The 25,230-nt window shown below is 70.6% G+C and carries 21 protein-coding genes, 1 tRNA gene and 2 rRNA genes; 7 read left to right on the top strand and 17 right to left on the bottom strand.

Annotated elements, in window-relative coordinates; all coding sequences use genetic code 11:
- Positions 1 to 3 precede the first annotated feature (3 nt).
- Together WG212_RS21900 and WG212_RS21895 are read right to left on the bottom strand one after the other, a co-directional pair.
- A complete protein-coding gene (locus tag WG212_RS21900; protein WP_337189240.1) occupies positions 4 to 912 on the bottom strand; it encodes a glutathione S-transferase family protein in 909 nt (302 codons plus the stop codon).
- A 2-nt stretch (positions 913 to 914) separates the two neighbouring features.
- Positions 915 to 2,768: an AMP-binding protein gene (locus WG212_RS21895; RefSeq protein WP_337189239.1), complete on the bottom strand. Its 1,854-nt coding sequence runs from the start codon at positions 2,766 to 2,768 to the stop codon at positions 915 to 917.
- Positions 2,769 to 2,891: 123 nt separating this feature from the next.
- Here WG212_RS21895 and WG212_RS21890 point away from each other — a divergent pair, with 123 nt between their 5' ends.
- Positions 2,892 to 4,715, top strand: coding sequence for an alpha/beta hydrolase (locus WG212_RS21890; RefSeq protein ID WP_337189238.1), 1,824 nt, complete (start codon positions 2,892 to 2,894; stop codon positions 4,713 to 4,715).
- A 1-nt stretch (position 4,716) separates the two neighbouring features.
- Here the strand turns inward: WG212_RS21890 and WG212_RS21885 are convergent, their stop codons facing one another.
- From WG212_RS21885 to WG212_RS21865, 5 genes are all read right to left on the bottom strand, one after another.
- Positions 4,717 to 5,445 carry a PEPxxWA-CTERM sorting domain-containing protein gene (locus tag WG212_RS21885; protein WP_337189237.1) on the bottom strand — a complete coding sequence of 243 codons (729 nt, stop codon included), beginning with the start codon at positions 5,443 to 5,445 and terminating at the stop codon, positions 4,717 to 4,719.
- A gap of 154 nt (positions 5,446 to 5,599) precedes the next feature.
- The gene (locus WG212_RS21880; RefSeq protein ID WP_337189236.1) at positions 5,600 to 6,394 is read right to left on the bottom strand and encodes a glutathione S-transferase family protein; all 795 of its coding nucleotides are present in this window, start codon (positions 6,392 to 6,394) and stop codon (positions 5,600 to 5,602) included.
- Positions 6,391 to 7,026, bottom strand: coding sequence for a glutathione S-transferase family protein (locus WG212_RS21875; RefSeq protein WP_337189235.1), 636 nt, complete (start codon positions 7,024 to 7,026; stop codon positions 6,391 to 6,393). The genes WG212_RS21880 and WG212_RS21875 overlap by 4 nt, the downstream gene beginning before the upstream one ends.
- A gap of 167 nt (positions 7,027 to 7,193) precedes the next feature.
- Positions 7,194 to 7,991: an enoyl-CoA hydratase/isomerase family protein gene (locus WG212_RS21870; protein WP_337189234.1), complete on the bottom strand. Its 798-nt coding sequence runs from the start codon at positions 7,989 to 7,991 to the stop codon at positions 7,194 to 7,196.
- A gap of 2 nt (positions 7,992 to 7,993) precedes the next feature.
- Positions 7,994 to 8,959: an alpha/beta hydrolase gene (locus tag WG212_RS21865; RefSeq protein ID WP_337189233.1), complete on the bottom strand. Its 966-nt coding sequence runs from the start codon at positions 8,957 to 8,959 to the stop codon at positions 7,994 to 7,996.
- Positions 8,960 to 9,119: 160 nt separating this feature from the next.
- Between WG212_RS21865 and WG212_RS21860 the strand changes: the two genes are divergently transcribed.
- The 3 genes from WG212_RS21860 to WG212_RS21850 all read left to right on the top strand — a co-directional run bounded on the left by WG212_RS21860 (position 9,120) and on the right by WG212_RS21850 (position 11,454).
- A complete protein-coding gene (locus WG212_RS21860) occupies positions 9,120 to 9,794 on the top strand; it encodes a heme-binding beta-barrel domain-containing protein (protein ID WP_337189232.1) in 675 nt (224 codons plus the stop codon).
- 78 nt (positions 9,795 to 9,872) lie between these two features.
- Positions 9,873 to 10,685 carry an enoyl-CoA hydratase-related protein gene (locus WG212_RS21855; RefSeq protein ID WP_337189231.1) on the top strand — a complete coding sequence of 271 codons (813 nt, stop codon included), beginning with the start codon at positions 9,873 to 9,875 and terminating at the stop codon, positions 10,683 to 10,685.
- A 4-nt stretch (positions 10,686 to 10,689) separates the two neighbouring features.
- Positions 10,690 to 11,454 carry an SDR family NAD(P)-dependent oxidoreductase gene (locus tag WG212_RS21850; protein WP_337189230.1) on the top strand — a complete coding sequence of 255 codons (765 nt, stop codon included), beginning with the start codon at positions 10,690 to 10,692 and terminating at the stop codon, positions 11,452 to 11,454.
- A 58-nt stretch (positions 11,455 to 11,512) separates the two neighbouring features.
- Here the strand turns inward: WG212_RS21850 and WG212_RS21845 are convergent, their stop codons facing one another.
- The 4 genes from WG212_RS21845 to WG212_RS21830 all read right to left on the bottom strand — a co-directional run bounded on the left by WG212_RS21845 (position 11,513) and on the right by WG212_RS21830 (position 17,452).
- Positions 11,513 to 12,133, bottom strand: a complete 621-nt coding sequence (locus tag WG212_RS21845; RefSeq protein ID WP_337189229.1) for a hypothetical protein — start codon at positions 12,131 to 12,133, stop codon at positions 11,513 to 11,515.
- A 29-nt stretch (positions 12,134 to 12,162) separates the two neighbouring features.
- Complete coding sequence (gene ppc / locus WG212_RS21840; protein ID WP_337189228.1) at positions 12,163 to 14,802, bottom strand: phosphoenolpyruvate carboxylase; 2,640 nt, start codon at positions 14,800 to 14,802, stop codon at positions 12,163 to 12,165.
- A 195-nt stretch (positions 14,803 to 14,997) separates the two neighbouring features.
- Positions 14,998 to 16,629 (bottom strand): Na+/H+ antiporter, encoded by a 1,632-nt coding sequence (locus WG212_RS21835; RefSeq protein WP_337189227.1) that lies wholly within the window; start codon positions 16,627 to 16,629, stop codon positions 14,998 to 15,000.
- Positions 16,630 to 16,780: 151 nt separating this feature from the next.
- On the bottom strand, positions 16,781 to 17,452 hold the full coding sequence (locus WG212_RS21830) for a bifunctional 4-hydroxy-2-oxoglutarate aldolase/2-dehydro-3-deoxy-phosphogluconate aldolase (protein WP_337189226.1): 672 nt from the start codon (positions 17,450 to 17,452) through the stop codon (positions 16,781 to 16,783).
- A gap of 206 nt (positions 17,453 to 17,658) precedes the next feature.
- On the opposite strand from WG212_RS21830, the gene WG212_RS21825 reads away from it, so the two are divergent.
- Complete coding sequence (locus WG212_RS21825) at positions 17,659 to 19,248, top strand: amidohydrolase (protein ID WP_337189225.1); 1,590 nt, start codon at positions 17,659 to 17,661, stop codon at positions 19,246 to 19,248.
- A 51-nt stretch (positions 19,249 to 19,299) separates the two neighbouring features.
- On the opposite strand, the gene WG212_RS21820 is transcribed toward WG212_RS21825, so the two are convergent.
- Together WG212_RS21820 and WG212_RS21815 are read right to left on the bottom strand one after the other, a co-directional pair.
- Positions 19,300 to 21,138 (bottom strand): PBP1A family penicillin-binding protein, encoded by a 1,839-nt coding sequence (locus WG212_RS21820; RefSeq protein WP_337189224.1) that lies wholly within the window; start codon positions 21,136 to 21,138, stop codon positions 19,300 to 19,302.
- A 342-nt stretch (positions 21,139 to 21,480) separates the two neighbouring features.
- Positions 21,481 to 21,831, bottom strand: coding sequence for a DUF1428 family protein (locus WG212_RS21815; RefSeq protein WP_337189223.1), 351 nt, complete (start codon positions 21,829 to 21,831; stop codon positions 21,481 to 21,483).
- Positions 21,832 to 22,004: 173 nt separating this feature from the next.
- Between WG212_RS21815 and pyk the strand changes: the two genes are divergently transcribed.
- Both pyk and WG212_RS21805 read left to right on the top strand, forming a co-directional pair.
- Positions 22,005 to 23,432: a pyruvate kinase gene (pyk, locus tag WG212_RS21810; RefSeq protein WP_337189222.1), complete on the top strand. Its 1,428-nt coding sequence runs from the start codon at positions 22,005 to 22,007 to the stop codon at positions 23,430 to 23,432.
- A 96-nt stretch (positions 23,433 to 23,528) separates the two neighbouring features.
- On the top strand, positions 23,529 to 23,885 hold the full coding sequence (locus WG212_RS21805) for a YbaN family protein (RefSeq protein WP_337189221.1): 357 nt from the start codon (positions 23,529 to 23,531) through the stop codon (positions 23,883 to 23,885).
- 133 nt (positions 23,886 to 24,018) lie between these two features.
- Here WG212_RS21805 and WG212_RS21800 read toward each other — a convergent pair whose 3' ends face one another.
- The 4 genes from WG212_RS21800 to WG212_RS21785 form a co-directional block, all read right to left on the bottom strand.
- Entirely contained in the window at positions 24,019 to 24,462 is a 444-nt protein-coding gene (locus WG212_RS21800) for a universal stress protein (RefSeq protein ID WP_337189220.1), read from the bottom strand.
- A gap of 178 nt (positions 24,463 to 24,640) precedes the next feature.
- Positions 24,641 to 24,717 (bottom strand) — tRNA-Met (locus tag WG212_RS21795).
- A gap of 76 nt (positions 24,718 to 24,793) precedes the next feature.
- A 5S ribosomal RNA gene (gene rrf, locus WG212_RS21790) occupies positions 24,794 to 24,908 on the bottom strand.
- A 65-nt stretch (positions 24,909 to 24,973) separates the two neighbouring features.
- Positions 24,974 to 25,230: ribosomal RNA gene (locus WG212_RS21785) — 23S ribosomal RNA — on the bottom strand; the annotation flags it as partial.

Raw genomic sequence — 25,230 nt, 5'->3', positions numbered from 1 at the left:
CCTCTAGCGGCGGGCCAGCACATAGCCGGCGCGCGGAAAATGCACATGGACAGCGCCCGATTCCGAGGTGTCGCGCGCGATCACGATGCGATCCCGTGTGAGGCCGGCGAGAACGCCCTCGATCGGGTCGCGTCCATAGTCGTCGGCCTGGACCACCACGGCGTCGCCCGCGGCGAAACCCGAAGGGTCATCGGCGTCGACGCCCGTAGCGCCCGCCGGCGCGCTGGCGCGGGCGACGCCCACGGCCTCGGCGGGATCGAGGTCGGAACGCCGGCCATGGCCCAGGCCCTGGATCCGGTCGCGCCAGGCGCGCAGGCGGGTCAGATCCGCGGTCAGATCATCGAAGCTCCGCGCCGAAGCGCCGGCCAGCCACCACACGTTCATCCAGGCGGCCACATCCGAGAGCCCCGGCCCGGCTCCGCCCAGGAAGTCATGGCCCTTCAGCCCCGCGTCAATCCAGGCGGCGTAGGCGCGCCACTGGCTGCGCATGATGGGCGCGGCGGCCTTCATGGCGTTCACGTCGAACGGCCGTCCCGACAGCTTCTCGCGGTCGGCGGCGAACTCACGGGGGATCGCATCCCCGATCTCGGCGAAGATCACCGCCACGCTGGCCTGGAACCAGAGGCGGTCGGCCCACAGGTTCACCGCCCAGTCGGCGCCGCGCACCACCGGCGGGTCGGGGAACCGGCGCTCGATCTCGGCCAGGATCGCCTGGCTGTCGCAATAGACGTCGGCCCCGATCTGCATCACGGGGATGCGCCTGTAGCCGCCGGTCAGCGGAATCAGGTGCGGCTTGGGCATGATCACCGGCTGGATCACCGAGCGCCACGCCAGCCCCTTGATCCCCAGCATCAGCCGCACCTTCTCCGAGAAGGGCGAGGTGTCGTAGTGGTGGAGGATCAGCTCGGCCATCGTCAGACCACGACCACGCCCGGCCCGGGCGGGTCGGCGTAGAGCCCGCCCACGAGAGCCTGACGCCGCTCCAGCACGGCGCGCTGGTTCACATAGCCCTTGTCGGTGATCTCGCCGGCGTCGATCGACGGTGGCTCGGCCATGATCGTGAAGCGCGCGATGCGCCGCGACGAGCCGCCGGCGGCGCGGTTGAACGCCACGATCCGTTCGCGCAGCACCTCGGCCAGCTTCGGCAGCGGATCGGCGCCCAGCCCGGCCAGGGCCGCCGGTGACGGCCAGATCAGGGCGGCGGCGAAGGGCTTGTCCTGTCCGGCGATCACCATGTCGAAGGCAAAGGGCGTGCAAGCGGCCACCAGGTCGGGGCGCAGGGTCCCCACCGAGACCCAGGTGCCGGAATCCAGCTTGAAGTCCTCGGTCACCCGGCCGTCGAACACCAGGCCCTGGGCCGGATCGTCCGGATCCAGGAATCGGCAGGCGTCGCCCAGCTTGTAGAAACCTTCCTCATCGAACGCCGCAGCGGTCTTCTCGGGGTCGTTGTGATAGCCGGTGGTGACGGTCGGACCCTTGACCCGCACCTCCAGCTTCGAGCCGTTCGGGACCAGCTTGAGCGTGATGCCCGGCAGAGGCAGGCCGATCAGCCCCACCTTCTCCGTGATCCAGTGGACCACCGTGATCCCTTGCGTCTCGGTGGCGCCGTACATGGTCACCAGCGGGATGCGAAAGCCGGTCTCGGCGATGGCCAGCGCCTGCAGCCGCTCGGACACGTCGGTCGAGAGTGTTGCGCCGCCGTAGCCCATGCTGCGCATGTTGCGGAAGAAGCTCTTCCGCAGGACCGGGTCCGTCTCCATCGCCTCGACGAGCATCCCGAACGCCACCGGCGCCGAGCCGAACGTCATGGGCGAGATCTCGTACAGGTTCTTGATGGTGGTCTCGAAGAGGCCAGGGATGGGCTTGCCTTCGTCGAGATGCAGCGTGGCGCCGGCCCACATGGCGCCGTTGAAGCCGATGTTGCCGGCCGAGATGTGGCTCCAGGGCATCCACTCCAGCACCTGGGGAACCAGGTCGGGATCGGCCGGCTCGGCGCGCAGACCCTCGGCGCCCGCGATCACCCCGGCGAACATGCCGTGCGTCTGCGGCACGCCCTTGGGCATCCCGGTCGAGCCCGAGGTGAAGAGGTACTTGGCCACGGTGGCGTGGGTCAGCGCCTCGCGCGCCGCCGCGACGGCCGGCGTCGGCGGGGTCGCGGTCAGCTCGGACAGCGGGATCGTGCCCGCCCCACCGTCCACGGTGACGAAGGTGAGGCCGAGGTCCAGCGCCCGCAGGGTCTCGAAGGCGCGGGCGAACATCGCGCTGTCGGCCGCGAACACCACCTTGGGCCTGACCGTGGCGAAGCAGTGCTTCAGCTTGGCATGGTCGGTCGAGATCAGGCTGTAGGCCGGGCTGATCGGCGCCACCGGGACGCCGGCCGCATAGCCGCCCAGCATGACCAGCGCATGCTCGACCGAATTGGCCGACAGCACCAGCACGCTGTCCGTCGCACCCAGGCCGCGGTCCAGCAGCCATTGGGCGATCCCCTCGGCCGCCCGCAGCGCTTCGCCATAGGTCACGCCTCGCCAGGGCCCGTGCCCTGGCGCCCGCTGCAGGATGAACGGACGGTCGGGATGGGCCGCGGCCTTTTCCGCCAGCAGATGCGCGATCGAGCGCGGACCGGCGCCCGGCGGGTGGTTGGAGCGGATGTAGTACGTACCGTCGGCCTTCCTCTCCACCGAGACGTCCGGCGCCTTCTGAGGCAGGTCCTTGAACGGCGGCAGCGTCGCGCCGGCCGCCGGAGCGGCCCGATCGTCGGCGGGGCTCATGCCCGTCCTCCCTTGGGGGTTTGCGAGCAACCCTATGCCAACCGCGTCCGGGTTCAACGGCGACGCCACGTCAACGGGCGTGGACGCCTGCCGCGGCGGCGCCCGTCTTGCACGTAGGGAGTGATGTTCCTTGAACTGGACTCCGGGGGGCGCTCCAATGGCCCCGACATGGCGCGGACAGCATCGGATCTCGAATCCGGCGACGCGGAGGCCGCGCGGTTCCTCCGCGCCGTTGACCGGTCCATTGAACCTGCGCAGCCGCGGATCGGCGGCGCGCCGGTCACCCTGCCTGCGCGCGCGCTCGCCGTCGGGGTGTTCGACCGCCGGGGCGGCATCGTGGCGCGCGATGCGCGTTTCGCCGACTGGTTCGACGCGGACGAGGCCGCCGAGGCCGCCTCGAACGCCCTGCGCGGCGGCGGCGGACCCGTCCTGGCCCCGCTGGCGACGTGCGACGGCGCGACGACGGTGATCCTCGCCGCCTCGATCCAAACCGCCGACGCCTGGCCGTTGCCGGACGAGGCGCGGACGATCCTGACGGCAGCGCCCGGCGCTTTCGCCGTCATCGGCTATCGCCCGTTCGAAGATCGCCACGTCGCGGGACGGGCGCTCGACAGCTGGCGCCTCACGCCGCTGGAGGCCCGCGTGATGCTGGGCCTGATCTCGGGCGGCGACCTCGTGGAGGCCGCCCGCCGCGCCGGCTGCGGCTACGAGACGGCGCGCAAGGCGCTCAAGCTCGCGCTGCGCAAGGCCGGGGCGGCGCGCCAGGCCGACCTCGTGCGCCTGCTGCACGCCGCCGTCGGCGGCGGCGACCTGCAGCTCGACCAGGCGCCGGCGCTGGCCGCCGCGCTGGGACTTTCGGAACGGGCCGCCTCGGCCTGCGTCCTCTTGGCCCTGGGCCTGACCCGCAGCGAGGCGGCGGCCACGCTGCGGATCAGCGAGCACACGATCAAGGACGAGCTGAAGCTCCTGTTCGACCGCTTCGACCTGCGCAGCGCCACCGACCTCAGCCGGCTGACCACCGAGGCCGTGGTGCTGATGGGCCTGGCCGCCAATCCCAACATGACGGTCGGCGCCTCATGGGGCGCGCTGCGGCCGCTCCGCTTCGTCAACCGGCCGGACGGCGCGGGCAAGATCGCCCTCTCCGACTTCGGGCCGACCAGCGGCGAACCCGTCCTCCTGTTCCATACCGCGACGACGGGCAGCCTGCTGGACCGGGGGCTGGTGCGGGCCCTCCACGCGCGCGGCCTGCGCCCCATCGCCATCGAACGCCCGGGCTTCGGCCTGACCGACCCGCCGCTGCGCGACGGCCCCGAGACAGCGGTCGACGACGTGCTGGCCGTCATGGACGCCTTCGACCTCAAGCGCGTCCGCATCCTCGCCCGCGGCGGGGAGTACCTGGTCATGATGCTCGGCCAGCGCTGCCCGGAGCGCCTGCAGCGCGTGGTGCTGGTGAACCCCTTCACACCCTACGCCTTCGACAGCCGCTGGGACGGGTTCCTGAACGGGGCCAAGCGCACCTTCATGCGCCACCCGCACCTGATCGAGCCCCTCGCACGCTTCCTGGCCCAGCGGGCCAGCCCGAAGGTCTACGAACGGCTGACCCGCGACGCCCTGAAGGGCAGCGCGCCCGACACAGCTCTGATGACCCGCGCCGAGGTCGTGGACGACTATGTGGAATCCGCGCGCCTGGCGCCGCTGAAGTCCACCTGGGGCTTCGTCTTCGAGCAGCGCAACTACCTGACCTGGGCGCCCCCGCCACTCGCCGACGGCGCGCGCTGGACCCGCCTGATCGGCGCGCACGACGTGCTCTACCGCCCCGGTGACGCCGATGCGCTTTGGGAGGCGGCCCTGCCCGGCCACCGCCGCGTGTGCGTGGAGGACGGCGGCCGCTTCCTCCACGCCTCACACCCCGACCTCGTGGCCGAGGAGCTGCTGCTCGAACCCTAGGCTAGGCCCACGCCGGACCGCTCCGGCGGCGCAGCATCGCACCGGCCGCACCGAAGCCCAGGATCATCATGGCCCAGGTCGAAGGCTCCGGCACCACGCCGCCGCCGTTGGTCGGAAGCGCCGTGTAGGTGATCGTCACCTGGGAGACGCCGCTGTTGTTGAACCAGCCCGACCCGTCGGTCGACCCGAGGTAGAGCCGCGTGGCCCCCTCCGGCGCGAAGAACTGCTGCACGTCGCCGATTCCCGTCCCCGTCAGCCCGTCGCCGATCCAGAAGATCTGGTTGAGCACCGGCGAGATGGTCGCGGCGCCCATCTGGCCGGTCGCGAACCGCGCCGGCGGGTCATTGGCGATAGGCCCGTCGTCGTTCAGGAAGACGCCGACCAGCGCGTTCCACCGCACCCCGTCCGCGCCGGCAATGCCGGTCACCGGATTGTTGGCCATGTTCACCGTTCCGCCGTTGCCGTCCGCCGACGCGACCGGCGTTCCGCCGCTGAAGTTGAAACCCCCGATCGCGGAGAAGGTGATGACCCCGCTCGTGTCGAAGTCGATCAGCGCCAGGATCGGGCTCGCGTTCGGCGCGGTGTCGCCGCAGCAGGCGTAGCCGTCCGGCTTGCCCGCCAGGAAGGGGTTCGCCTTGCCTGGCACGTCGACCACGACCGTGGCGGCCTGCGCCGCCGTGCCCGCCGCCAGCAGGATCACGCTCCCGAAGATCGCTCCAAGACGCTTCATCTCCACACCTCCACCCAAGGGATCGCGGCCCCCGAAGAAAGGCCGCTTCATGAGAGGAAGGCGCCCAAAACATCAGCCACGGGTCACCCGCCCGGCGGATCTGGTAAAAAATTCACGAACGCGCCGTTCGCAGAAGCCGCCGGGGCCGAGCCCGTCAGCCGAAATCGGGCGCGAAGCGGATGTTGTCGCGCTCCAGCCCCTTGGCCACCACCTCGAGGCCGCCGGACTTGACCATCCACTCCAGGCGGTGGTCGCGGTACTCGCGCTTGAAGAGGCCCTTCTCCACCATCTCGGCCACGTTCGGCAGGGTGGCGCCGCCGGCGTTCAGGCGGGCGATGTCGGCGGCGCAGGCCGCCACCGAAGGCCGCGCATTGGCCCGCGCCAGCCAGGCGGCCAGCCTCGAGCCCTCGGGCGGTGGATGGCCGTGGCCCACCGAGCCGTTCAGATAGGGCGCGACCGCAAGGTCGCCCCAGCCGAAGGCCTCGCCGTTGAACCATTCCCGCGCGCCCAACTGGCCCTCCAGCCAGGCGTGGAAGCCGGCGGTCTGGCGCCGCGCCGCCGCCGTCAGCGCCTCGGCCGCCGCGCCCTCGGCCCGCCGGAACCAGCGGATTTCGGAGAGGCCCCAGTTGATGGCCTCGTAGTGGGTGTCCATCACCTCTTCCAGCATCCGCACGCGGGCGCGGTCGGCCGCCGCGGCGGGGCGCATAGCCGGCTCGGGATAGGCGTCGTCCAGGTACTCCAGGATGATCGTGGAATCGAAGATCCGCACGTCGCCGTCGACCAGCGCCGGCACCTCGGCCCGCGGGCTGGCGGCCACGAACTCGCCGCCGGCTCCCCCGGCGCCCAGGCCGCCGGGCATCTCCGCCTCGAACGCCAGGCCCTTCTCGCGCAGCGCGATCTTGACCTTCTGGGCGTAGGGCGAGAGCGGATGGTCGTAGAGCCGGATCACGACCGCAGCGCCTCCGACAGGTCCATCTTCTGGGCGGCCTTGGCGGCCTTGAACGCGGCTCGCTCGGAGAGGCGCGTCCAATAGGCCTGGATCGCCGGCGAGAACTTCGCGTCCAGCTTCAGTTGCCGCGCGAGGAGAAGGGCGTAACCCACGGAAATATCTGCCGCCGTGAACCGCCCGGCACACAGCCAGTCGCCCCTGGCCAGCGCCCGGTCCACGTGCCGCAGCCGGCTGAGGAACCACTGGGCGTAGTCGTCGGCCGCCGCATCGGCCTTGCCCGGCTCGAACTGGCGGTAGCGCAGCACGAGCGTCTGCGGGAACGTGAGCGTCGCCTCGCCGAAATGCAGCCAGTTGAGCCACGCGCCATAGGCCGGGTCGTCCACGCCCACGGCCAGGTCGCTCGGGCCGTAGCGGGTCGCCAGGTACTGCACGATGGCCGAGCTCTCGGTCATGAAGGTCTCGCCGTCCCTCATGGCCGGGATGGTGCCCAGCGGATTGACCTCCAGATAGGCCGGCTCGCGCACCCGCGGCGGGAACGGCAGCAGGTGCAGCCGGTAGTTCAGCCCCAGCTCCTCCAGCGCCCACAGCGGCCGGAACGACCGCGCATCCGGACAGTGCCACAGCTCGATCATGGGTCAGTCTCCTGCCTTCCGGCCGGCAACGCGCGCCGCAGGCGCAGTCATTCACCACCAAGACGCCAAGGACGCCAAGAGGTTGGGTCGCTAACAGCATCTTGGCGAACTTGGCGTCTTGGCGGTTCGGTAGCGGCGCTGACGCGCCAAGGGCGTCCGAGCACGGGCTACCCCTCCCGCCGCGCGTACTGCGGCCTGCGCTTCTCCAGGAACGCCTGGACGCCCTCCTGGAAGTCGCCGTCGGAGCTGGCCAGGATCTGGTTGCGGTCCTCCATGGCGATGGCGGCTTCCAGCCCCTGGGCGTCGATGGCGTGGTTCAGCGCCTCCTTGGTCAGGCGCAGGCCCAGCGGCGTGGCGTGGAGCATGTCGTCCACGAACCCCTGCGCCTCGGCCGCCATCTGGCCGGGCTCGACCACCCGGCTGACCAGGCCCAGCTCGTAGGCCCGCGCGGCGTCGATGAAGCGGCCGGTCAGCATGTATTCCGCCGCCACCGACGAGCCCACCATCCGCGGCAGGAAGTAGCTCACCCCGATGTCGCAGGCCGACAGGCCGATGCGGATGAAGGCGGCGTTCATCCGCGTCTTCGGCGTGGCGATCCGCACGTCGGACGCCAGCGCCAGCGCGAAACCGCCGCCCGCCGCCGCGCCGTCCACGCAGGCTATGATCGGCTGCGGGCAGCGCCGCATGGCGATGACGATCTCGCTGATCTCGCGCTGGCGCGTCAGCCCCGCCCCGATCGAGCGTGAGCCCTGCGGGTCGCCGCGCTCCTTCAGGTCCAGCCCGGCGCAGAACGCCGGGCCCGCGCCCGACAGCACCACCACCCGCACGTCGCGCCGCCAGTAGAGGTCCACGAAGAACTCGCGCAGTTCCTTCACAAGGTTGCGGCTCAACGCATTCAGCCGGTCGGGCCGGTTCATGGTGGCCCAGACCACCTCGCCGTCCTGGCGCAGTTCGAGGTCGGCCATGGTCAAAGCCCTTTCAGCCAGTCGAGCAGGAGTGTGGTCACCGCGTCGGGCCGCTCCTGCTGGGTCCAGTGCCCGCAGCCCGGCAGCACGTGGACGCCGCGCAGGTCGGTCACGAAGGCGCGCATCAGGGCGCCGGGGTCGGGGATGCGGCCGAAGCCGTTGAACGCCGGGTCGCGGTCGCCGCCGATCAGCAGCGTCGGCATCTCCAGCTTGCGGCCCTTGAACTGCTGCAGCCAGGCGAAGTCGCGCTCGTGGTTGCGGTAGCGGTTGATCGGCCCGCGGAAGCCCGAGCCCTCGAACTCGGCGACGTAGTAATCCAGCTCCTCGCCGGTCAGCCAGGCCGGGAAGGGATCGGGATCGACCATGCCCTCCAGCAGGGAGGCACCGTGTTTCTTCATCGGCCACGTTCCGTCCGGCGCGTCGCCGCAGATGCCGTAGTAGAACTTGCGCAGGAAGCCGCGCACATCGGCCTCGGCTTCGGCTTCGGGCGGGCCGACGTTCTGGAACCAGGCCTGGTAGAAGAAGATCCCCTTGTCGGTGAACGCCTCCCTGAAGATCTCCGTGAACGGCCGCTGCGGCACGCCCGTGAATGGTACGGACAGCCCCGCCACCGCCCGGATCTTCTCGGGCCGCGAGAGCGCCGTGTTCCAGACGATGGGCGCGCCCCAGTCGTGGCCGATGATTATGCCCTTGCCGTCGCCCGACAGCGCGTCGATCACCCCTGCCACGTCGCCGGTCAGGGCCTCCATGTCGTAGGCCTCGATCGGATGCGGCTTGTCCGAGCCGCCGTAGCCGCGCACATCGATGGCGGCCACCTGGTAGCCCGCCTGCGCGATCGGCCCGATCTGGTCGCGCCAGGACCACCAGCTCTCGGGGAAGCCGTGGACCATGACCACCAGCGGCCCCTCGCCCTCGATCGCCGCGCGGATCTTCACCTGGCCCGCGTCGATCGTACGGAACTCCGGCATGAACGCCTCCCGAACGCCTGTTTGGCCGCCATGCTTCGTCCCGGGCGCCCGACGTGGCAAGCATGACCATGCGGCAGGGTCGCATCCGAGCCAGGCGCTTGCGCCGGGCCGCCAAGTCGCTAACCGGAGATCTGGGGCGATCCGGCCATTGGAGGGCGACATGCACGACTTTCCCGACGACATCTTCACCGAGCCGGAGGACATCGATCCCGACACCCTGGCCAACCTCGGGCCCCTGCGCCGGCTGGCGGGGATCTGGGAGGGGCTCAAGGGGGTCGACCTGAACCCCAAGGCCGACGGACCTGAACAGAGATCGTATCTCGAACGCATCGAGATGCAGCCGATCGACCCGCAGCCAAACGGCCCGCAACTCTTCTACGGCCTGCGCTACCACGTGCACATCGTCGCCAGCGACGAGGACACCACGTTCCACGATCAGGTCGGCCACTGGCTGTGGGAACCGGCCACCGGACTGGTGATGCAGACCCTTTCCATTCCGCGCGGACAGGTGGCGCTGGCCAGCGGTCATGCCGCACCCGACGCCGACCGCATCGTCGTGGAAGCCCGACGTGGCGGCCCTGGCTACGGAATCTGCTCGACGGATTTCCTTGAGGCGGCGTTCCGCACCGACGCCTACACACTGGACGTCACGCTGCATCCCGACGGCGACTGGAGCTACGTCTCGGACACCGTGCTCCAGGTGCGCGGCCGCGAGGAGCCGTTCCACCATCTGGACCGCAACCGGCTGCGCAAGGTGGCCGAGCCGACGCCGAACCCCCTACTGAAGATCCGCCGCGACCACGTCGCCCGCGCCAAGGCCCACGGCCTGAGCTGAGCCGGCGCGCGCCTGCCCCGAGGTCACCGTTGACCCGCCTGCGGCCGGCGCGAACACTGGCCGCGGGAGGATGCGCCGATGGTCTCGCTGACCGAGAAGAGCGCCCGCTTCGAGCACACCCGGGTGACGCTCGAGGACCATGTGGCGACGATCACGCTGAACCGGCCGCATCGCCGCAACGCGCTGAACTATCCCGCCTATGACGAGCTGGAGCAGGGCCTGCGCGCGGCCGCGGCCGATCCCGAGGTGCGCTGCCTGATCGTCACGGGCGCCGACCCCGCCTTCTGTTCCGGCGACGACGTGGGCGAGATCATGGCCGGGCCGAAGCCGGTGTCGCGCGCGCCCATGCCGGTCACCTTCACCGCCACCCCGGCCGCCCTCGCGGCCCTGGAGTGCGACAAGCCGATCATCGCCGCGGTCAACGGCGCGGCCGTGGGCTGGGGGATGGAGCTGGCCCTGTTCGCCGACATCCGCATCGCCTCTGAACAGGCCAGGTTCGGCGAGTTGTTCGTCAAGCGCGGCCTGGTCTGCGACGTCGGCGGATTCTATCGCCTGCCGGCCATCGTCGGCCCGGCGAAGGCCGCCGAACTCCTCTTCACCGGCGACGTGATCGACGCGGCCGAGGCCCTGCGGATCGGGCTGGTGACCCAGGTGACGCCGCACGAGGACCTCCTGCCCGCCGCCCGGGCGCTGGCCGGCCGGATCGCCGCCAACCCGCCGCTGGCGGTGCGCCACCTGAAGGCCGGGCTGTCGAAGTACGCCTACGGCGACCCGCGCGAGATCGGGGCCTGGGCCATCGAGAAGATCCGCCTGCTGATGCAGACCGAAGACCACAAGGAGGGCGTCGCCAGCTTCCTCGAGAAGCGGCCGCCCGTTTTCCAGGGACGCTAGACACATGACCACCCGATCCGTCGCCGACGCCGTCGTCCTCGTCACGGGCGCCGCCTCCGGCATGGGCAAGGCCACCGCCGAGGTCTTCGCCGCCGAGGGCGCCCACGTGGCCGTCACCGACCTGAAGCTGGAGACCGCCGCCCCCGTGGCCGAGGCCATCCGCCAGTCGGGCGGCAGCGCCGAGGCCTGGGCGCTCGACGTCTCGGACCCGCAGGCGATCCAGGACACCGTCGATTCCGTCGCGCTGAAGTTCGGACGGCTGGACATCGTCGTGAACAACGCCGGGATATCGGCCTTTTCACCCATAGATTCCGAAAATTACGACGATATCTGGAGTCGGGCGATGAACGTGCTGGTCACCTCGCACCAGCGCGTCGTCCGCGCCGCCCTGCCTTACCTGCGCCAATCCGAGGCGCCGCGGATCGTCAATATCGCCTCGACCGAGGCCCTGGGTGCCACCAGCCGCGACAGCCCCTATTCCGCCGCCAAGGCCGCCGTCACCGGCCTCACCCGGGCGCTCGCCGTCGAGCTGGGCCCCGAGGGGATCACCGTCAACTGCATCTGCCCCGGCCCTATCCTCACCGGGATGACCGAGGCCATCTCGGAGGCCGACAAACAGACCTTCGCCAGGCGCCGCACGGCCCTGCGCCGCTACGGCCGTCCCGAGGAGGTGGCGCACATGACGCTCAGCCTCTGCCTGCCGGCCGCCTCCTACATCACCGGCGTCACCATCCCCGTCGACGGGGGCCTGATGGCGCGCAACGCCTGAGCGTCGCCTGGCGGCGAAACCGGGACGGCGCCCTTGGGGTGACGGTCCGGCCCGCGCGTCAGTCCTTCTTGCCCAGGCCCGGCTTCCCCAGGCCCGGCAGGCGGGGCAGCCAGCGCTTCTTGGCCTCGGGCCTGGCGGCCGACGCCGGGGTCTGGATCACCGGATCGGCGGTCGGCGCCTCGGCCTCGGCGGTCGTGACGGGCTGCACGCCCAGGTCCCGGTCGCAGCGCGCGTCGCGTGTCTCCGCCTCGAACACGGTGGCGGTCAGCACGGGCTGGCGGCCCGGCTTGGCCGTACTGACGAAGACCGAGACGGCGCGGCGCCCCGGAAGGTTGCACCACGTCTCACGCGAGGCCCAGTCGCCAGGCTCCCAGGCGGTGCGTGCGGGCGCGAAGATCTCGCTGCGCCGCTTGATGGCCGACTGCACCACGTCCTTGATGACCACGGGCTCGCCGGCCGTCACCCGGACGGTGCAGCTCACCGGGTCCTGGCCGCGACGGATCGAGACGTCGCTGCCGTCGATATCCCCGACCGGCGCACCCTCCAGGATCGCCGACAGGCATGCGCCCGTGGCCGAGCGCGCCTCCTGCACGGGGTCGGCCGCCGCCACAGGGGGCGCGAGGAGGACGGCGACGAGGATCAGGCTGCTGCGCATGGCGCCCCGTTGGACCAGCTTCACGGCGGGCATATGGCGAAGTCGCGGCGGCGTCAGCCCGTGTTGCGCAGGCCGGACGCGATCCCCGCCACGGTGAGCTGGATGGCCAGCTTGATCTGGGGGTCCTCGTCGCCGGCGCGTCGCCGGGCGAGGAGTTCGAGTTGCAGGTGATTCAGCGGGTCCACCACCTCGGCCGCCAGCGCCACCGACTCGGCCATCTCCGGGTGGTTGTCGAGCAGCCGCGTTCCGCCCCGGATCGCCAGCACCAGTTCAACGGCCGCGCCATGCTCGGCCCGGATCGCCTCGAAGATCGCCCGGCCGGCCGGATGCAGGGCGGCATATTTCGCCGCGATGGCCATGTCGGACTGGGCCAGGGCTACCTCCATGTTGGAGACCAGGCTGGCGAACACCTGATCCTCGGTCAACTCGCGCAGGGCCGACGCGTCCAGGCCCGCCCGTCGCGCGCCGCCCGCGAAGCCGAACCAAGCCGGCAGCATGAAGCGCGCCTGGGACCATGAGAACACCCAGGGGATCGCCCGCAGATCCTCGATCCGCCGGCTGGGCGTGCGCGACGCCGGTCGGCTGCCGATGTTCAGGCCCACGATCTCGGCGATCGGCGTGGCGCCCCAGAAGAACGCCTCGAAGCCGGCGTCGTCGTAGATCAGCGCGCGATAGGCGCCGAACGACGCCTGGGCCAGGGTCTCCAGCGCCGGGGCGACGGGCCGGGCGTCGTCGGGCCGGGCGCTGGCCATCAGGACAGCCCCCGCCAGACTCTCCAGGTTCCGCCGGGCGGTGGGCTGGTCGCCGAACCGGCGCGAGATCATCTCGCCCTGCTCGGTCAGGCGCATGCGCCCCCTCACCGTGCCGGGCGGCTGGGCCATTACGGCCTCGGCCGCCGGCCCGCCGCCGCGGCCCACCGAGCCGCCGCGCCCGTGGAAGAACGACAGCTCCACGCCCCGCGCCCGCGCCGCCGCCGACAGCGCCTGGGCCGCCTTGGCGACGTTGTGGCGCGAGGCCACATAGCCGCCGTCCTTGTTGGAGTCCGAGTAACCCAGCATCACCTCGCGCCGGCCGGGTTCACCGAACATCGCCTCGGGGACCGCAGCGTCCAGCCACTGTTCCAGCAGGTCGGGCCCGTTCTCCAGGTCGGCGATGGTTTCCAGCAGCGGCGTGACGCGCACCGCGCTGCGGCCTTTCTCGCCGCCCTGCACCAAGCCCGCCTGCTTCATCAGGACCAGCGGCTCCAGGATGTCGGACAGGGTTGCGGTCTTCGAGACGACGTAGGCGCCCAGCGCCCGCTCGCCGTACAGCCGCACGGCCTCCGCCGCGGCGTCCAGCGTGGCCAGTTCGCGCATGGTCTCGTCGCTGTAGTCCAGGAACGGCGAGCGGAGCGGCCGGTCGTGGGAAAGCTCCTTGGTCAGCACCCGCACCCGTTCGGTCTCGTCCGAGCCCAGGTAGTCGATGTTGACGCTGGCCCGGACGTACAGCTCATGGATCATCCGCTCGTGGACGTCGGCGTTCTGGCGCAGATCCAGCGACAGCAGGTGGAACCCGCAGGCCCGCGCCAGCGCGATGAGGGTGCGCAGCCGTGCGCCCACAGCCCGCTCGCCCAGGTGCTTGCGGATCGACTGACGGAGAGTCTCCAGGTCGGCCACGAACTCGGCGGCGCTCGCATAGGCCGGCGACCGGCTGCCCCAGGCGGTTCCCGCCAGGCGATCGGTGGTGGCCGAGAGCCGGTCCGACACCTCCTGCAACGCCTGGCGATAGGGCTCGTCCTGGCGATGCACCGAGGGGTCTGCGGAGGCCTGGGCGAGGGCGATCACCCCGGGGCTCGCCGGCGCCAGTTCGGAGGTCACGGCGAGGTCGAACCACAGCCTCCGCACCTCGTCGAAATAGTGATTCAGGATCAGCCGCGCCTGCGACCGCAGCGCCAGCCTTAGGGTCTCGCCGTTGACCCCCGGATGGCCGTCACGGTCGCCGCCCAGCCAGGACCCCAGCCGCAGCGGCGTCGCGGTCTCGAACCGCTCGCTCCAGCCATCATAGATCTCGGTCAGGGCCGGAAGGATCGACCGGCGCACGATGGCCAGCGAGTTGCGGATCTCGTCGGCGGGGCTGATGCGCTCGGGCCGGTGCATCCGCGCCTTCCAGAGCAGGGCCACTTCGCGGAACAGGTCTTCGCGCAGACGCCGCTCGACGTGCGTCGGCAGCCGGTGGGTGCGCAGCGACATCAGCCGCGCGATCTCGGCCTCCCGCTCCACCACCGCGCGGCGACGCACCTCGGTGGGATGGGCGGTCAGAACCGGGGCCACGGCCATCTTCGTCACGAGGCGAGCGGCCGTCCGCTCGCCCAGCCGGTCCACCGCTTCGGCCAGGGTGCGCGGCAGCTCTCCGGGATTTTCCTCGGCCTCGATGGCGCGGCGGCGACCGGCCACGTCCTCACCCAGGTTCGACAGCATCGAGGCGCAAGTGAAGGCGCGCGCCAGATAGACCGCCTGATCCGGACGCAGGCCCGAGAACAGGGCCTCCAGCGCCTCTTCGTCATCCTGGCCGGCCGTCTCGCGGGCGCGGCGCACGAGAGCCGCCGCCTCCTCACCGTCGAGGTAGGCGATCACCTCGTCCAGCAGGTCCTCCAGATAGCGGACGGCGTCTCCCGCCCCCCGGGCGACGGCAGCCGCCGGCGTCATGTCCATCATGGGTTCCTCGGTGGACTGGCTTGGGCCGAGAGGGCCAGCATAGCGTACGGCCGTGGGCCGTCAGCCATGATCGTGCGAGAGACAGGAATCGCAATGCCGGACGCCCATCTTCCCGCCAGCGTCGCACCCTGATCCGGAGGAGGCCGACGCCATGTCCCCCGGAAGCGCCGGCGGATCGAGGCGTGGCCGGGAGCCTCAGCCGGTGTAGCGCGCTTCCAGCAGGTCGATATCGCGCACGAGTTTCCGGGCCGGTTCGTCTTCGATCTCTCGGGCCCGCGCGCGCCGGAAGATCTCGTCCCGCTCCGCCTGCAACCCGACGAGCCGAAGCTGGCGCTCGATCTGTTCGGTCCGGCGGGAGGCCGCCGCCGCCTCGGGCGTCCCCATCCGGCCGTCGATCTGGTCGCGATAGAGCTCCATGATCCGTGAGGCGGCGTCGATATAGAGGTCGGTGTCGTCGCGGCCCGCGCTCAGGTCGTGCTGGGCCGTTTCGATCGCCCGGATCGCGGCCTGCGCCGCCGCCACGCGCGTCTGATCGATCTCGACCTGGTGCGAGGGCTCGCGCGGCGGCTCCAGCCCTCGCAGCACACGGGGCAGGCCCAGGCTGGCGACGACCAGCGAGACGAGGATGACGCCGCCCGCCAGGAAGATCGCGAGATCGCGCGCCGGGAACGCCGAGCCGTCGGCCATCGCCAGGGGCAGCGTCAGGACACCGGCCAAGGTGATCGCGCCCCGTACGCCCGCCAGCGACATCGCCGCCACCAGCCGCAGGCTCACGCGCTGCGGTCGCTCTCCGCGGCGCCGGGCCCGGAACCAGGTCAGGCGCAACGAGGCCCACACCCATGCGAACCGCATGGCGCCCAGCGCCAGGCTGATCGCCAGCACGTAGACGGCGAGCCACCACACCTCGGCATGCCCCGTGGCGCGCACCGTCTCGCTGGCCTTGCCCAGCAGGCCCGGCATCTGCTCGCCGAGCAGCACGAAGATGACGCCGTTGGCGGCGAACTGGACCACGTCCCAGACAGCGGCCCGGCGCACGCGCGTGACCGCCAGCGCCCGGCCCGTCTGCTCGGTGAACCCCATGGTCACGCCCGCGGCCACCGCCGCCAGGATGCCCGAACACTGGAGGTGTTCGGCCGCGATGTACGCGCCGAAGGGGATCAGGAGGCTGATGAGGATCTGGGCGCTGGTGTCTTCGCCCAGCCTGCGCGTCAGCCATCCTTTCGCGACCGATACGGCCCAGGTGACGCCCACACCCACCGCTATGCCGCCTGCGGCAAGCCAGGCGAAGGTGAGGACGGCGTCCTGGATCACGAAGGCCCCCGTGAGCATCGCCGCCACCGCGAAGCGCATGCACACGAGGCCCGACGCGTCGTTGAGCAACGCCTCGCCCTCGAGGATGTGCATGACCCGACGGGGAATGGGCGTGCGGGACGCGATGGCCGACACGGCGATGGGGTCGGTGGGCGAGATGACGGCCGCCAGGGCGAACGCGACCGGCAGCGGCATGGCCGGGATCATCCAATGGATCATCAGGCCCACTCCCAGGACCGTCAGGACGACCAGGCCGATGGCCAGTTCCAGCACCATCGCCCGGTCACGGAGCAGGTCGGCCTTGGGGATCCGCCACCCGTCGAGGAACAGGAGCGGCGGCAGGAAGAGCAGGAAGAACAGCTCGGGCTGAAGCTCGACCGTGGGGACCGAAGACAGGGCGATCATCGCCCCAAGGCCCACCTGGACGAGTGGAAGCGGCAACCGGATCAGGCGCGCGAGCGAGCCGCTGATCACCACCGCCAGCAGCAGAAACAGGATCGTGTCGACAGAACTCAAGGCGCCGCCATCCGGGCGCTGTCACCCGAGACCGCCGCCGCGGGGCCACGCAGACGCGGGGCTCCTTCCGCCGGATCGCCGCCCGATCCGGCCTGGGTCGCCCGTCGCAGCCTCACCGGGCCCCGTTCAAACCTGTCATCGCCCGAACCGGTCATCGTCCGCGGATCGCCCGGACCCGCGCGACGGTCTCGGCCACCCGCGCTTCCAGGCCCGCATAGTCGCCGGCGTCCAGAAGAGCCTTGGTGATCAGGTTCGAACCCATGCCGCAGGCGACGATGCCGGCGTCGAACCACGGCTTCAGTGACTCCTCGGTCACGTCCACGCCGCCGGTCGGCATGATCCGGGTCCAGGGCATCGGCCCCAGCACCGCCTTGACGAAGTCGGGCCCGCCCACCGAGCCGCCGGGGAACATCTTCACGATCTCGCAGCCGAGTTCATGGGCCTGACCGATCTCGGAGGGCGTGGCGCAGCCGGGGCTGTAGGGGATCATGCGGCGATTGCAGAGCCGGGCCACCTCGGGGTTCAGCAGCGGACCCACCACGAAGTTCGCGCCGTTGGCCAGGTAGAGCGCCGCCGTCGGCGCGTCCACGATCGACCCCACGCCCATCACCACGGTCGGGTCGGCCTTCGCGAAGTGCTGCGTCACCTCAAGGAAGACCTCGGCGGCGAAATCACCCCGATGGGTGAACTCCACGCACTTGGCCCCACCGTTGGCGCAGGCCTGGATCACCCCCACGCAGACCGCCGGGTCGGCATGGTAGAAGACCGGGATGACCCCCTGGTCCATCATCGCATTGAGGGTGAACAGGCGGTCGCGGGCCATGCGGGCGTCTCCGGGGCGGACAGGATCGGCCGGCGCGGCGGCGCAACGGCGCCACGCATGTAATCCGCTGCGCGCCCCGCGCGGAAGACCGCGACCGCCTTAAAGTCTCTCGCCGCGTTCCTGCCGACCGCCCTGGCCCCCGCCCACGCCTGCGCTAAGGTCGTCTCTCGGCGGGCCGACGTCCCGCACGCGCGGGGAAAGACGCCATGCCGACACCGATCCTGAAGTCCGCAGCCACCGTCCTGGCCGCCATCCTGCTGGGGACCGCGGCGCACGCCGCACCCCTGCCGGTGCTCAAGAAGCAGGCTATCGCCGGCGTCGACGCCCGGGCGAAGCTCGCTCAGCAGATGAACGACAAGATCTTCTCGTTCGGCGAGCTGGCTTTCCACGAGGTCGAGACCTCGGCCTACATCACGAAGATTCTCGAAGACAACGGCTTCACCGTCCGGCGCGGCGTCGCAGGCCTGCCGACCGGCTGGATCGCCACCTGGACCAGCGGTCAGGGCGGACCGGTGATCGCCATCGGCACCGACATCGACGGCATCCCGAAAGCCTCCCAGACGCCGGGTATTCCCTGGCGCCAGCCCCAGGTCGAGGGGGCGCCGGGCCACGGCGAGGGCCACAACTCGGGCAACGCCGTCAACGTCGTGGCCGCCCTGGCCGTCAAGGAACTGATGGTCCGCGACGGCATCCCCGGCACGCTGATGCTCTGGCCCGGCGTCGCCGAGGAGTTGCTGGCGGGCAAGGCCTACATGGTGCGCGACGGCGTCTTCAAGGACGTGGACGCGGTGATCTTCACCCATGTCGGCGACAATCTGGCCACGGCCTGGGGCCCTACCAGCGGCACCGGCCTCGTTTCGGTCGAATATACGTTCCGCGGCGCCTCGGCCCATTCGGCGGGCCGGCCCTGGATGGGGCGTTCGGCCCTGGACGGCGTGTCGCTCATGAACATCGGCTGGGAGTTCCGTCGCGAACACATCCGGCCCGAACAGCGCTCGCACTACGTCGTCACGGACGGCGGCGACCAGCCCAACGTCGTCCCGCAGGTGGCGAAGGTCTGGTACTATTTCCGCGAGCAGGACTTCAAAGGCATCTCCGCCCTCTACGAGGTCGGCAACCGTATCGCCGACGGCGCGGCGATGATGACCGACACCACGGTCGAGCGCCGCATCCTGGGCACGGCCGCGCCGCGCCACTTCAACCGGCCGATGGCCGAAGCCGCCTACGCCAACATCCAGGCCGTGGGCCTTCCGAAGTGGACCGCCGACCAGCAGGCCTTCGCCAAGGCGGTGCAACAAGAGATCGGCGCCGAACGGCGGGACGGCCTCGCCACCGAACTGCGCAAGCTCCAGCCGCCGCCCGAAAAGCCCGAGAGCGGCGGCTCGGACGACATCGGCGACGTCTCCTGGGTCGCCCCCACCATCACCATCCTCTATCCGGCCAACATCCCCGGCCTGCCCGGCCACGCCTGGTCCAGCGCCATCGCAATGGCGACCCCGATCGCCCACGACGGCGTCGTCGCCGGCGCCAAGGTGGTGGCCGCGACCACCCTGGACCTGCTGCTTCGCCCCGACCTGCGAAAGGCGGCCAAGGCCTACTTCACCGATGTCCAGCAGAAGGACGAGGCGTACGTTCCGATGATCTCGGCCGCCGACAAGCCGCCGATCGAGATCAACGCCGACATCATGGCCCGCTACCGGCCCCAGATGCGGCCGCTCTATTACGACGAGACCCGCTATCCCACCTACCTGGACCAGCTCGGTGTGACCTGGCCCACGCTGGAGCGCCCGAAGTAGGCCTCGTGAGGTGACGTCACCGGGGGCGTCCACAAAGCCCCACCCCCGGGCTCAGAAGACCGGTGTCGCATCTTCCTCGGCCGGAACCCCGGTCTCGGGCTCCGCCTGGAAGGCGCCGGCATCCGGCGGCTCGGGCCGCTCGGGCGCGGGGGGGCCGGGCGGTATGGCCTGGCGCGGAACCTTCGGGAGGGCGGCGGTCATGAAGGCGCGCCACATCTCGGCCGGCGCCGTCGCTCCGCTGATCCGGGCCATCGGCCGCGCATCGTCGCGCCCCATCCAGGCGCAACTCGCGAAGCCGCCGGTGTAGCCGCAGAACCAGGCGTCCTTGTAGTCCGACGTCGTACCGGTCTTCCCCGCCAGGTCGTAGCCCGGCACGCGCGCCCGCCCGCCGGTGCCCGCGGTCATCACCGTGCGCAGCATGCGGTTCATTTCGCTCAGCGCCGGATTGGCGACCGCCTGGGCCGGGGCGCCCGTGCTTCTCTGGTAGATCGTCCGCCCGCCTGAGCGGATTCGCTCGATCCCATAGGCCTGAACGCGCACGCCACCGCTGGCGAAGGCGGCGTAGGCCTGGGTCATCTCCAGCGGCGAGACCAGGCTGGTCCCCAGCGCCATCGCCGGATCGATGTTCACCGGCGAGGCGATCCCGAGCCGTCGCGCCGTCGCGGCCACGGCCGGCCGGCCCGCCTCGTCCGCCAGCCGCGCGGCCACCGTGTTGACCGACCGGGCGAGCGCCGTTTCCAGCGTCACCGTCCCCAGGAAGGCGCCGGCCTCATAGTTGGCGGGCGTCCAACCCGCTATCGTCACCGGCTCGTCGACGACGGGCGTGTCGGGCGTCAGCCCCTGCTCCACAGCGGTCAGGTACACGAAGGGCTTCCAGGCCGATCCCGCCTGCCGCCGCGCCGTCACCGCGCGGTTGTAGGGCGCGCGCGCATGGTCCACGCCCCCCGTCAGCGCTCGAACGCGCCCGCCTCCATCCAGGGCCACGATCGCCGCCTGTTCCGCCGCCTGGGCCTTGTAGCGGGTCACCGTCGCCTGGGCCGCGGCGCCGGCCGCCGCCGACATCGCACTGTCGAGCGTGGTCTCGACCACCAGGTCGCGGGACGGCCTGGGGACCATCCGGCGAACCTCCGTATCCACCCAGTCCACGAAATACTGTGCGGACGCCGTGGGCGGCGCCTTCCAGACCCGCGGCTTCTGCGCAGCGCCCTTGTCGCGCTGGGCGGCGGTGATGGCGCCCGTCTCCACCATCGCCGCGAGCACGAGGCGGGCCCGCTCCTCGCAACGCTCGGGCTGATCCACGGGATTGTAACCCGTGGGCGACTTCAGCACGCCCGCCAGCATGGCCGCTTCCTTCAGCGTGAGTTTCGCCGCCGGCTTGTTGAAATAGCGCTGGGCCGCCGCCTCCAGCCCATAGGCGCCCGAGCCGAAGTAGACCCGGCTGAGGTAGAGGCCGAGGATCTGGGCCTTGGTGTAGGTCCGCTCCAGCTCCACGGCGTAGACCAGCTCGGTGGCCTTGCGCTCCAGCGTCCGCTCCTGGGTCAGGAACAGGTTGCGGGCGAGTTGCTGGGTGATCGTCGAGGCCCCCTGGGTGGGACGCCCCGCGCCGATCCCGTCGACCACGGCGCGGGCGATGCCGCGCGGGTCGAAACCGTTGTGCTGGTAGAAGCGGCGGTCCTCGATGGCCACGAACGCCGCCGGCACGTGCGCGGGCAGTTTCGAGACGTCCACCGGCGGCGCGTAGCGCCCGCCACGAACGCCGATCACGCCGCCCGAGCGATCCAGATAGGTGATCTGCGGCGCCCGCGTGATCGGCGGCATCCGGGGGAGCTCCGCCCCCTGGACGGCCAGGGCGGGGGCGACGGCCAGGGCGAGCGCGGCGGCGGATAGCAAGGCTTACGGCTCCCGGTACGCGTCCCCGCCCCTATCTGTCGCGCGCCGCCCGCCCGGCCAAGATAATTCGCCGTCATGCGGCCCCGTTACGCAGCTTGCGCGTCGGGCCTGCACCGCATCTGCACGAAGGGCAAGGCGTGTGCCGATGCGACCCTGACGCTCCAGGGTGCGTCAGCGCCCCATATCACCGCCAAGACGCCAAGAGCGCCAAGGCGTCCTGAGCCGGTCCGCGGGCCTCTTGGCAGCCTTGGCGACTTGGCGGTCTTCTTCCCGCGCCTTCGGCGCGTCTCTTCGCGTTCGTTCGCGGTTCCAAAGACGGCTTCGCCGCTCGCGCCCAACGCCTCAGAGATTCACGAAGCTCTGAAAGCCGCCGTAGATCATGCGCTTGCCGTCGAAGGGCGGCGCATCGCCCGACTTCAGGCGCTCGTCGGCCATCACCTTGGCGTTGATGACGTCGCGCGAGGCCCGGTCCGGATAGGTGATCCACGAGAAGACCACGATCTCGTCGTCCGCCGCCTGCACCGCGCGCGGGAACGAGGTCAGCTCGCCGTAGGGCGCGTCGTCGGCCCAGCATTCCACGTAGCTCAGCGCGCCGTGCTCCATCCAGATCGAGCCGGCCAGCTCGGCCAGGGCGCGGTAGGCGTCCACGTTGGCCTTCGGCACGGCCAGCACGAAACCGTCGACATAGGGCATGGAGCTCTCCTTTGATCGTCACCTGGTTCCCGAGGACGGGCCAGCCGCACGAAACCCGACATCCGGCAAACCGTTCCGGCGGCTCCGCCGTTGCTTGCCGCCCGCGCCGGGGACAGCCAAATTCGGCGCGGTGGATTCGACGTCGGACCCACGAAGACCTTGGGAGCGCCCGCGTGGCTGAAGCGATCCGGCGCCGCCGGCGGGTGAAGATCGTCGCCACCATCGGGCCGGCGTCGTCCAGCCCCGAGCGCCTCGAGGAGCTGTTCCGCACCGGCGCCGACGTGTTCCGCCTCAACTTCAGTCACGGCGCCCAGGACCAGCACGCCGAGGTGATCGACCGCATCCGCAGGATAGAGAAGAAGTGCGGCCGGCCCATCGGCATCCTGGCGGATCTCCAGGGCCCCAAGCTGCGCGTCGGCCGCTTCGCCGGCGGCGGCGTGGTCCTGCAATGGGGCCGCACCCTGCGTCTCGACCTTCAGGAACGCCCGGGCGACGGCCAGCGGGTCCAGCTACCTCATCCGGAGATCATGGCTGCGGCCGCTCCAGGCTCGATCCTGCTGCTGGACGACGGCAAGATCCGGCTGGAAGTCACGCGCCAGACGCCCGAGTTCCTGGACACACGCGTGATCGTCGGCGGCCGGCTTTCCGACCACAAGGGCGTCAACCTGCCGGGCCTCACCCTGCCGATCCCGGCGCTGACGAAGAAGGATCGCTCCGACCTCGCCTTCGCCCTCGAGCACGGCTGCGACTACATCGGCCTCTCGTTCGTCCAGCGGCCCGAGGACGTGGCCGAGGCCCGCGAACTGGTGGGCGATCGCGCCTTCATCCTCTCCAAGATCGAGAAGCCCGGCGCGCTCCAGTCGATCGACGAGGTGATCCAGCTCTCGGACGCCATCATGGTGGCGCGCGGCGACCTGGGCGTCGAACTGCCCGCCGAAGATGTACCGCTGATCCAGAAGCGCCTGATCCGGGCCGCCCACCGTCACGGGTGCCCGGTCGTGGTGGCGACCCAGATGATGGAGAGCATGATCGAGAACCCGACTCCGACGCGGGCCGAGGCCTCCGACGTGGCCACCGCGGTTTTCGACGGCGCCGATGCGGTCATGCTCTCGGCCGAGAGCGCCACGGGCAAGTATCCGGTCGAGACCGTGCGGATGATGGACCGGATCATCGCCCGCACCGAGGACGACGAGGACCTGAAGGCCGCCCGCGCAGCCCTTCGTCCCACGCCCGAGAAGTCGGCGGGTGACGCCATCTGCGCCGCCGCCCGCCAGGTGGCCGAGACCATCGACGCCAAAGCCATCGCCGCCTTCTCGCTTTCGGGCCGCACGGCCATCCGCATCGCCCGCGAGCGTCCCGACGTGCCCATCCTCGGCCTGACGCCCAGCATCGAGATCGCCCGTCGGATGGCGCTGGTGTGGGGCGTCCATGCGCTGGCGTCAGAGACCACCCACACCATGACCGAGACCGTATCCCAGGCCGCGGCCCTGGCCCTCAAGAGCGGCTTCGCGCGCCGGCGCGAGGAGATCGTGGTGGTGGCGGGCGTCCCCTTCGGCCGTTCGGGCGGAACCAACTCGCTGCGCGTGGCTCAGGTCGTCTGACCGCCGCCTTCCGGAAGGACACCACCGCTGGACCCGCCGCCCCACGACCCGCCGCCCCCGACCGCGACGGCCCCGACCGCGACGGCCCCGCGACGGGTGAAGGTCATCATCTACCGCACCGTCGGGTGGGCGGCGGTGGGCCTCGCCACCGCAGGCGTGGTCCTGCCCGTCCTGCCCACGACGCCGTTCCTCTTGGTCGCGGCCTGGGCCTTCGCCCGCAGTTCGCCCGAACTCGCCGAGCGGCTGCGCAACCATCCGCGCTTCGGCCCCGTCCTGCGCGACTGGCAGGACCGGGGCGCCATCCCGGCCAAGGCGAAGGCCACCGCCATCGTCCTGATGGCCGCGAGCTGGGGGCTGCTGGCCCTGACCCTGTCCAACCCGTGGATCCTCGGTGGCGTGGCGGCCACGCTCTGCTGCGTCGCCATCTTCCTGCTCACGCGCCCGAACGCCTGAACACGGGCCATGCGAGGTCAGCCGGCCACGGCGCGCGCCGTCCGGCCGCCGAACCCGCGCGCACCGCCAGCTAGCGCGAGGGCCAGCACCTGACGCGCCCCCAGCTCCCGGCACAGATCCGGGACACCAAGGCCTATTTCAGGACGAGCACAGGGACCGTGCTGCGCGTCACAACTTCCGAGGCCTGGCTGCCCAGCAGGAGGCGTCCGACACCGCGCCGACCGTGCGAGGCCATCGCGATCAGGTCGCAACCCTGAGCTTTTGCTGTCTCCAGGATGGCTTCGGCGGGCTGGCTGCGAGGCACATGGACGCCGTCGGCCGCAACGCCGGCGCCGGCGGCCGCGGCCTTGGCGGCGTTGAGGGCCCGGCTGGCGTTCTCGTCCTGCGCGCCGCTATATGCGGCCATATCGAAGGCGGGGGACGCCAGGACCCCCGGATCGGTGAACACAGGCAACGGCTCGGACGCGATGACGAATGTCACCTTGGCCCCGAGAGCCTTCGCCAGTTCCACGCCCGCCTGAACGCCCTTCTGCGCCACCTCCGAACCGTCCGTCGGAATCAGGATGTGCCGATACATGCCGCGATCTCCCTCGATGTGACCGGGCCACGGATACCGGAACGCCACCGGGCAGGCCCGAACGCCATCAAACGAACTCTCAGCCCGGATCGCAACCCGCTGGCGTGGCCATCCAGGCCGAGATTCAGGGCTGGAAACGCAAAACCCCCGTCACGGAGGTGACGGGGGTCAGCTGTTTTGGGTGCGGGAACAGGATTTGAACCTGTGACCTTCAGGTTATGAGCCTGACGAGCTACCGGGCTGCTCCATCCCGCGTCAAAATCGGTCGATCAAGGACCGGCCAAGCCGGCATCGTGAATTGAAGGGTTCTGGATCCTGATCCGCTTTGTAGACCTGGCGGCGACCTACTCTCCCGCGCCTTAAGACGAAGTACCATCGGCTCTGAGAAGCTTAACGACCGAGTTCGGGATGGGATCGGGTGGGGACTTCTCGACAAAGCCACCAGGTCAACGAAGCGGATCAGATGAGAAGACATCAGAGCCTGCAAAGCAGCTCATGAGTTCAACTAAGAACGATCAAGCCGATCGAGCGATTAGTACCAGTAAGCTCCATGCGTCGCCGCACTTCCACACCTGGCCTATCAACGTGGTGGTCTACCACGGCTCTCGGCGAAGCCTTGTTTTGAGGTTAGTTTCCCGCTTAGATGCTTTCAGCGGTTATCTATTCCACACTTAGCTACCCTGCTGCGCGGCTGGCGCCACGACAGGTCCACCAGAGGTGTGTCCATCCCGGTCCTCTCGTACTAGGGACAGATCCTCTCAAGCTTCG

Source organism: Phenylobacterium sp., assembly GCF_037189685.1.
Taxonomy (GTDB): domain Bacteria; phylum Pseudomonadota; class Alphaproteobacteria; order Caulobacterales; family Caulobacteraceae; genus Phenylobacterium.
This window is presented reverse-complemented; position numbering and strand designations above follow the sequence as displayed.